At 66.5% G+C, this 7,418-nt stretch carries 6 protein-coding genes and 1 other annotated feature; all 6 genes read left to right on the top strand.

The genetic code is table 11. The features are described from left to right. Positions 1-299: 299 nt before the first annotated feature. Positions 300-1,528 (top strand): IS3 family transposase gene (locus BM396_RS31730; protein ID WP_091995326.1). Its coding sequence is split into 2 segments (ribosomal slippage): positions 300-588 and positions 588-1,528, totalling 1,230 coding nucleotides; the frame shifts between segments, so codons are not numbered across the junction. Further along, positions 581-697: a sequence feature (AL1L pseudoknot), on the top strand. It overlaps the preceding gene by 117 nt. A 210-nt stretch (positions 1,529-1,738) precedes the next feature. Continuing rightward, positions 1,739-2,539, top strand: coding sequence for a transposase (locus tag BM396_RS31725; protein WP_170867539.1), 801 nt, complete (start codon positions 1,739-1,741; stop codon positions 2,537-2,539). A gap of 145 nt (positions 2,540-2,684) precedes the next feature. Next, positions 2,685-4,112: a phosphohexomutase domain-containing protein gene (locus BM396_RS31720; RefSeq protein WP_053608916.1), complete on the top strand. Its 1,428-nt coding sequence runs from the start codon at positions 2,685-2,687 to the stop codon at positions 4,110-4,112. Between the two features lie 361 nt (positions 4,113-4,473). Next, positions 4,474-5,448 carry a GDP-mannose 4,6-dehydratase gene (locus tag BM396_RS31715; protein ID WP_091995323.1) on the top strand — a complete coding sequence of 325 codons (975 nt, stop codon included), beginning with the start codon at positions 4,474-4,476 and terminating at the stop codon, positions 5,446-5,448. A 6-nt stretch (positions 5,449-5,454) separates the two neighbouring features. Further along, positions 5,455-6,426, top strand: coding sequence for an NAD-dependent epimerase/dehydratase family protein (locus BM396_RS31710; protein WP_043386710.1), 972 nt, complete (start codon positions 5,455-5,457; stop codon positions 6,424-6,426). Positions 6,427-6,446: 20 nt separating this feature from the next. After that, on the top strand, positions 6,447-7,418 hold a 972-nt coding region (locus BM396_RS31705; RefSeq protein ID WP_170867538.1), incomplete at its 3' end, for a mannose-1-phosphate guanylyltransferase.

Raw genomic sequence — 7,418 nt, 5'->3', positions numbered from 1 at the left:
TTATTGTCGACATTTAGCCGATGCCCATCGCCCAACCGGTAGGCGTCAAGGGTATCCTTAGCTATGTCGATCCCGATGGTCTGCTGCATGTTTCGCCTCGCCGCTTCGTCTTGTCATACGGGCCCGAAGCCCCTGTATCCGTTCAAGTCGGTGAAGGTTTTGGAGAGCGGCCACACTCAAGAGCGGTCCTGTGTCGACCAAGAGAATTTCGGCCCGCATTCCCCTGCATGACGGGCAACGACCCTTCGATGCAGCCCCAGCCAAGGAGCCATTCCTTCATAAGACAAGAGACTGGAGCCATGACGAAGCATACCCCACCCTTTTGCCCTGAGGTTCGCGAGCGGGCAGTCCGGCTGGCCCGGGAGCATGAGAGCGAGCACGGTTCGCACTGGGCCGCGATCCAGTCGATCGCGGCCAAAATCGGTTGCTCTGGCGAGACGCTGCGCAAGTGGGTCCGCCAGGCCGAGCGCGACCGGGGCGTGCGGGCCGGACCGACGACGGATGAGCGCGAGCGGATCAAGGCGCTAGAGCGGGAGAACCGCGAGCTCCGGCAGGCCAACGAGATCCTGAGAAAGGCATCGGCGTATTTTGCCCAGGCGGAGCTCGACCGCCGGTTCCGGTCATGATCGCCTTCATCGACGATCATCGTGCGCTCTACGGGGTCGAGCCGATCTGCAAGGTTCTGCCGATCGCCCCGTCGACGTACCACGCCCATGCCGCGCGACGAGCCGATCCCGGGAGGCTGCCGGCTCGAGCCAAGCGGGACGCGGCACTCATGGTCGAGATCCGGCGCGTGTACGAGGCGAACTTCCGGGTCTACGGCGTGCGCACGGTCTGGCGGCAGCTCGCCCGCGAAGGGATCGTTGTGGCGCGCTGCAGGGTGGCCCGGCTGATGCGAACGATGGGCTTGGCTGGCGTCGTCCGGGGGCGGAGGGTTCGCACCACCGTTCCCGATCCGGCGGCGGCCTGCCCGCTCGACCGGGTCAATCGGCAGTTCAGGGCCGAATGCCCGAACCGGCTATGGGTGGCGGATTTCACCTACATCGCCACCTGGGGCGGCTTCGTCTATGCGGCCTTCGTGATCGACGTCTTCGCCCGCCGGATCGTGGGCTGGCGTGTGTCGCGCTCGGCCCGGGCCGACTTCGTGCTCGATGCCTTGGAGCAGGCCCTGCACGAGCGCCGCCCCTTCGCCGGCAGCGGCCTCGTCTGTCACTCGGATCGCGGATCGCAATATGTGAGCATCCGCTACACCGAGCGCTTGGCCGAGGCGGGCGTCGAACCCTCCGTCGGCAGTGTTGGCGACTCGTACGATAACGCTCTCGCCGAGACGGTGATCGGCCTGTTCAAGGCGGAGGTCATCCATCGACGCGGGCCGTGGCGCTCGTTCGAGGCGGTCGAGTTTGCCACGCTCGAATGGGTGGATTGGTTTAATCACCGTCGGCTGCTCGAACCGATCGGCCACATCCCTCCCGCCGAGGCGGAGGCACGCTATTATGCCCAAGCCGAGGTCCAAGCCTTGGCCGCCTGAGCCAAACCAAACGGCCTCCGGAAAACCCGGCGCGGTTCACTGCGCAACGTCCCCGCCATGGTGGTCCTTCGCCGCGTCTGGCTGCAGAACTTCCACGTCACCGAACCACCGACCGGAGGCTCGGAGGGAGACGGGCGGATCCGCTGGCGGACGGAGGCCGAGGGCATCCCAGCGGCCCTGGTGATGGTCGCATCGCCCTACGATCCGGACGTGCACTACGCCAAGAAGCGCGCGACCACATGGATCGGCTACAAGGTCCACCTGACCGAGACCTGCGACGACGCCCAGCCGCCGCTGATCGTCCACGTCGCGACGACACCGGCCCCGATCGTGGATCGGGCGGTGCTCGACCCGTTGCACGCGGCGCTGGCGACGAAGGACTTGCTGCCGGCCCGCCATCTCGTCGACGCCGCCTATATCGACGCCGACGGTCTCGTGGCCGCCGCGCGTGATCACGACGTCGTCCTGACCGGACCGGTGTCGAAGGACAACCAGTGGCAAGCGCGTACCGAGGGCGCCTTCACCATCGAAGCCTTCCACCTCGACTGGGATCGGAAGATCGCGACCTGCCCGGCGGGACATGACAGCCGGAGTTGGCATCCCAATTACAACCTCGGTCGCACGGTCATACGGATTCGGTTCGCTGCACAGCACTGCCGAGCCTGCAGCCTGAAGCCTCGCTGCACCCGCTCGCAGTGCCGTCTACTGACCCCGCGCTCGCGTGAGGAACACGATGCGCTCGTCGCGGCGCGGGCACGAGAGACCTCGTCGGCCTTCGCAGCTGACCGGCGACGGCGCGCTGGCATCGAAGGCACGCTCTCACGCGGCGTACGGACGATGGGCCTGCGTCGCAGTCGCTATCTCGGTCTGGCCAGGACGCATCTGCAGCACCTGCTGACGGCGACAGCGATCAATCTCGGCCGCCTTGCCGCCTGGATCGGCGACACGCCCGCTGGCCGAACCCGACGCTCTGCATTCGCTCGCCTCATGGCTCAGCCCGCGGGCGCGTAGGAATTCGCCAGCAGTATCCAAAACGGTCCAACTCCAACTCCACATTCGCGTCCGGCGTCGTGTTCGCATGCCGAGCGTTGTGACGGCGCGCGATTTTGGGCATGGGTCACGCGCATGTCGCAGCGTCGGCATCGGTAGGAATGCCGTGAGCAGTCTAAAATTCGGGACGAGCGGGTTGCGGGGTCTCGCGACGGACCTCGTGGGCAGCCCGTGCTACGCCTATGCGGGCGCCATCTTCCGGTCGGTTCCGGCCGGGAACGGCGGGCGCGGAGTTGTGATCGGGCGGGACCTGCGGGCGAGCAGCCTCGGCCTCGCCTTGACATTGACGCATGCTGCTGCGGCGACCGGCTTCACGGCGGTCGATTGCGGTGCCCTCCCCACCCCGGCTCTCGTCCTCGAAGCGATGCGGCGCGGCGCCTACGTGGTCATGGTCACCGGCAGCCACATCCCCGAGGACCGCAACGGTCTGAAATTCTATCGGCCCGACGGTGAGATCACCAAAGCCGACGAGGCTGCCATCCTGGCCGCTCTGGGCGACATCGAAGCCTCCGACGCGACGATGTCCCCAGTCCCGCCCGTGCCGGAGCCCGATGCCATCGCGCGCTATCGCCAGCGCTACCGTGCGGCCTTCGCACCCCGGATCCTGGAGGGGCTGCGCATCGCGGTCTATCAGCAGAGCTCGGTCGCGCGTGACCTGCTGACGGACCTGCTTGCCGGCTTCGGCGCCAGCGCGACGCCGATCGGCCGGTCCGACACCTTCGTGCCGATCGATACCGAGGCGCACCGTCCCGAGGACGTCGCGTTCATCCGCGGCGTCATGGCGTCCGGCGACTACGACGCGCTGGTGACCACCGACGGTGACGCCGATCGGCCCCTGATGGCGGATGGCACCGGGCAGATCGTGCGGGGCGACGTGCTTGGGCTCATCACGGCCCGCTACCTGGGCGCCAATACGGCTGTGGTGCCGGTGACGGCCTGCTCGGCCCTGGAGCGATCGGGCGGCTTCAGGCAGGTCATCCGCACCAAGGTCGGCTCGCCCTTCGCCATCGCCGGCATGGAGCAGGCGCGACGCGCCGGGGCCCGGGCTGTGATCGGCTTCGAGGCCAACGGTGGCTTCCTGCTGGGGTTGGACGTCCGCGTCGGCGAGAACATCCTAGGTATCCTGCCGACCCGCGACGCGATGCTGCCCATCCTGGCGTCGCTCGCGTCGGCGCGCGCGGCTGGCCTGTCGCTGGCCGATCTGGTCGCCTCGCTCGATGCGGGCGAGATGGCGAGCGACCGGCTTCCGAACACGCCCTCGGAGCGGAATGGCGCCTTTCTCGCGCGCCTCGGCGAGACGGGTTTCCGAAACGATTTCCTCCGGCCGATCGGTTCGCCACAGGCCATCGATCAGCAGGACGGCGTCAGGATCGATCTGGACGGCGGACGGACGATCCACTTCCGCGCCTCGGGCAACGCTCCGGAACTGCGATGCTACGCGGAGGCCAGATCGGCTCAGGACGCCGAGGACCTCGTGCGGTGGGGGCTGAAGGCCGCCGCTTCAGCCATGGCGGACGAGGGGGCTGGGGCATGACGGCCACACGGAACGGTATGATCCGCCCCAAGTATCCTTCGTCGCGACAACTACTATCAGTAGGCTATGTCCCAGGTTGTTGCGGCTAATCGCTAATAAATTTAGCCTCATGATGAGAAGATATCGAAATAGAATTGACCAAAATCGGGCCTGCTATTGTAGAATATTTCAAGAGGCCTCCTCCGCCGGCCTGCCGGGCGTCGAGGTTGAGCGCCGGCTCGCGGCTATGCCCTGAGCCCTGATCGACGTCTGGAAAGACGTCTCAGAACGACAGCTGATGGATTCCTGAGAAGTGCGGTAGCCTTGACGAGGGTGCCGGGTCGGTCGTAGCAGCCGGGCATCTCAAGGACGGGACGGGTTCATGACGGCCAAGCGAGCGTTGATCACGGGTGTGACGGGCCAGGATGGCGCGTATCTGGCGCAACTGCTCCTGGAGAAGGGTTACGCGGTCACCGGCATCGTGCGCCGTTCCAGTCATGCCGGCGTGTTCGACCACCGGTTGAAGTGGCTCGGCATCCTCGACGATGTCGAGCTGGTCGACGGCAACCTGTTGGACCTCTCGGCGCTGATGCGCATCGTCCAGGCTTCCAAGCCCGACGAGATCTACAACCTCGCCGCCCAGTCCTTCGTGACCTCGTCGTGGCAGCAGCCGCTTCTCACCGGGCAGGTGACCGGCCTCGGCGCCGCGCACATGCTGGAATGCCTGCGCTCGGTGGCGCCGCAGGCGCGCTACTACCAGGCCTCGACCTCGGAGATGTTCGGCCTGATCCAGGAGGCCAAGCAGAGCGAGTCGACGCCGTTCTACCCGCGCTCGCCCTACGGTGTGGCCAAGCTCTACGCCCACTGGATGACCATCAACTACCGGGAGAGCTTCGGGCTGCACGCCTCGAACGGCATCCTGTTCAACCACGAGAGCCCGCTGCGCGGGGTCGAGTTCGTGACCCGCAAGGTTACGGACGCGGTGGCGCGGATCAAGCTCGGCAAGCAGAAGGAGCTGCGGCTCGGCAACATCGACGCCAAGCGCGATTGGGGCCATGCCCGGGATTACGTGCAGGCGATGTGGCTGATGCTGCAGCAGGACCGCCCGGACGACTACGTGATCGCCACCGGCCGGACCACGACGGTGCGCGACATGTGCGCCATCGCGTTCAAGCACGTGGGTCTGGATATCGACGATCACCTCGTCATCGACCCCGCCCTGTTCCGGCCGGCGGAGGTGGAGGTGCTCCTGGGCAACCCTGCCAAGGCCAAGGCAGCCTTCGGCTGGGAGGCGCAGACGAGCCTGGAAGCGCTGATCACCGAGATGGTCGACGCCGATATCCGCCGCCACTCCTAAACCCGCGTGCGCAACCGGATCCTTATCACCGGCGCATCGGGTTTCGTGGGCAGCCACGTTCTCCGGGCGTTCCGTGACGCTTTCGTCTCGGCCGAGATCCTGGGCGTGGGGCGCCGAGTCTCCTGGAAAGCACCAGATGGGGTTGTCTATGAGCCTCTCGAACTAGTCGATCCGGCTGCAGTAGCGCGGCGGATCGGCACCTTTCGCCCGACCATGATACTTCATCTCGCTGCCGAATCGTCAATCGTTCGCGCAGACAGATCGAAGTTCGAGACTTGGCGTATAAATTTTGGGGCCCTGTATAACTTAGTTGATGCAATCGAACGGGTAGGAGAGCCCTGTACCTTCGCCTTCGTTAGCTCGAGCGAGGTATACGGACGTGCTTTCATCAGCCAGTGTCCCGCAACGGAGCAAACAGCGCCGCAACCAATGAACGCCTATGCTCATTCCAAGTTGCTGGGCGAGCAGCTGTTGCTCAAATCAGCCGAAGGGACCTGCATAAAGCCGATCGTGCTGCGGCCATTCAATCACATCGGTCCCGGACAGGGTCTGGCCTTTGCGATTGCTTCCTTCGCGCATCAAATCGCCCTGATCGAAGCCGGGCGGCGCCCGCCTTTTGTGGAGGTTGGTAACCTGTGCGCACAGCGCGACTTCCTCGACGTCTCAGACGTGGTGGCGGCTTACATTAAGGTTCTCCAATGCGCGGAGAAATTTGATCGCCCGCAGACATTTAACATTTGCTCCGGCAAGCCGCGAAGCATCGAGAGCGTACTGATGGCGCTTCGGGAGTTGTCCCGTGTCGCCTTCGAGGTTCGCCTGGATCCTGCAAGGACACGCGCATCAGACGTGCCTCTGGCGTTCGGCGACTCCCACCACCTGCAGCAAGCGACGGGCTGGGCACCTGAGATCGATCTAATGGTGTCCCTGGCCCGGATCTTGGACGATGCCAGGATGCGGGTTGCCGTCGCTGAATCGTGATAGAAAGTGCGGAGAGGCAAGTGCAAGATTGGAGCGAAAGGGTTTTACCCGTGATCCTGTGCGGCGGGACGGGGACGCGGCTGTGGCCGGCGTCGCGGGAGAGCATGCCCAAGCAGTTCGCCCGGCTGGTGGACGCGGAGCGCTCGACCTTCCAGGCGACGCTGGCGCGGGTGTCGGACACGTCCGTGTTCGCAAAGGCGACCGTGATCGCCTCGGCCGAGGCCCGCTTCATCGTCGCCGAGCAGCGCGACCAGCTGGGCCTTGCCGCCGACATCCTGCTGGAGCCGCAGGGCCGCGACTCGGCCGCCGCCGTGGCGGTGGCCGCGCTGCATGCCGCCGCCGCCGACCCGCAGGCCGTGGTGCTGATCCTGGCCGCCGACCACGTCGTGCCCGACACGGTGGCCTTCGTCGACGCGGTGCGGCGCGCGGCCGCCGGCGCGCGGGCCGGCTACACCATGACGCTCGGCATCGAGCCGGACCGGCCCGCCACCGATTACGGCTACATCCGCCGGGGCGAGCCGATCGCCGAGGCGCCGGGCGCCGCCCGCGTCGCCCGCTTCGTCGAGAAGCCCGACCGGGCCGGCGCCGAGGCGCTGATCACGGACGGCGCCCTGTGGAACTCGGGCTACTTCCTGTTCCGCGCCGACCTGATGCTGGCCGAGTTGGAGGCATTCGTCCCCGAGGTGCTGGCGGCCGCGCGCGCGGCGCTGGAGGCGGCGGTGACCGACCTCGACTTCGTGCGCCTCGATGCGGCGGCCTTCGCCCAGGCGCCCAAGATCTCGATCGACTACGCGGTGATGGAGCGGACCGCCCGGGCCGGGGTGCTGCCGGTGTCGTTCTCGTGGTCGGATGTCGGCACCTGGGACGCGGTCTGGCAGGTGCTGGACCACGACGCGGAAGGCAACGCCGTGCGGGGCCGGGTGTCGCTGATCGGCACGAAGAACAGCCTCGTGCACAGCCAGGGCGAGGGCCTGACCGCGGTGGTCGGCCTG

It is taken from the genome of Methylobacterium sp. UNCCL125 (assembly GCF_900116795.1).
GTDB classification, from domain to species: domain Bacteria; phylum Pseudomonadota; class Alphaproteobacteria; order Rhizobiales; family Beijerinckiaceae; genus Methylobacterium; species Methylobacterium fujisawaense.
The sequence above is the reverse complement of the archived record's forward strand: the minus strand, read 5'-3'. Positions and strand labels throughout refer to the sequence as shown.

Bases quoted from the DNA above. Each gene is read 5' to 3' on its own strand.
- BM396_RS31715 (WP_091995323.1), top strand. From the start codon at position 4,474: ATGACGGCCAAGCGAGCGTTGATCACGGGTGTGACGGGCCAGGATGGC.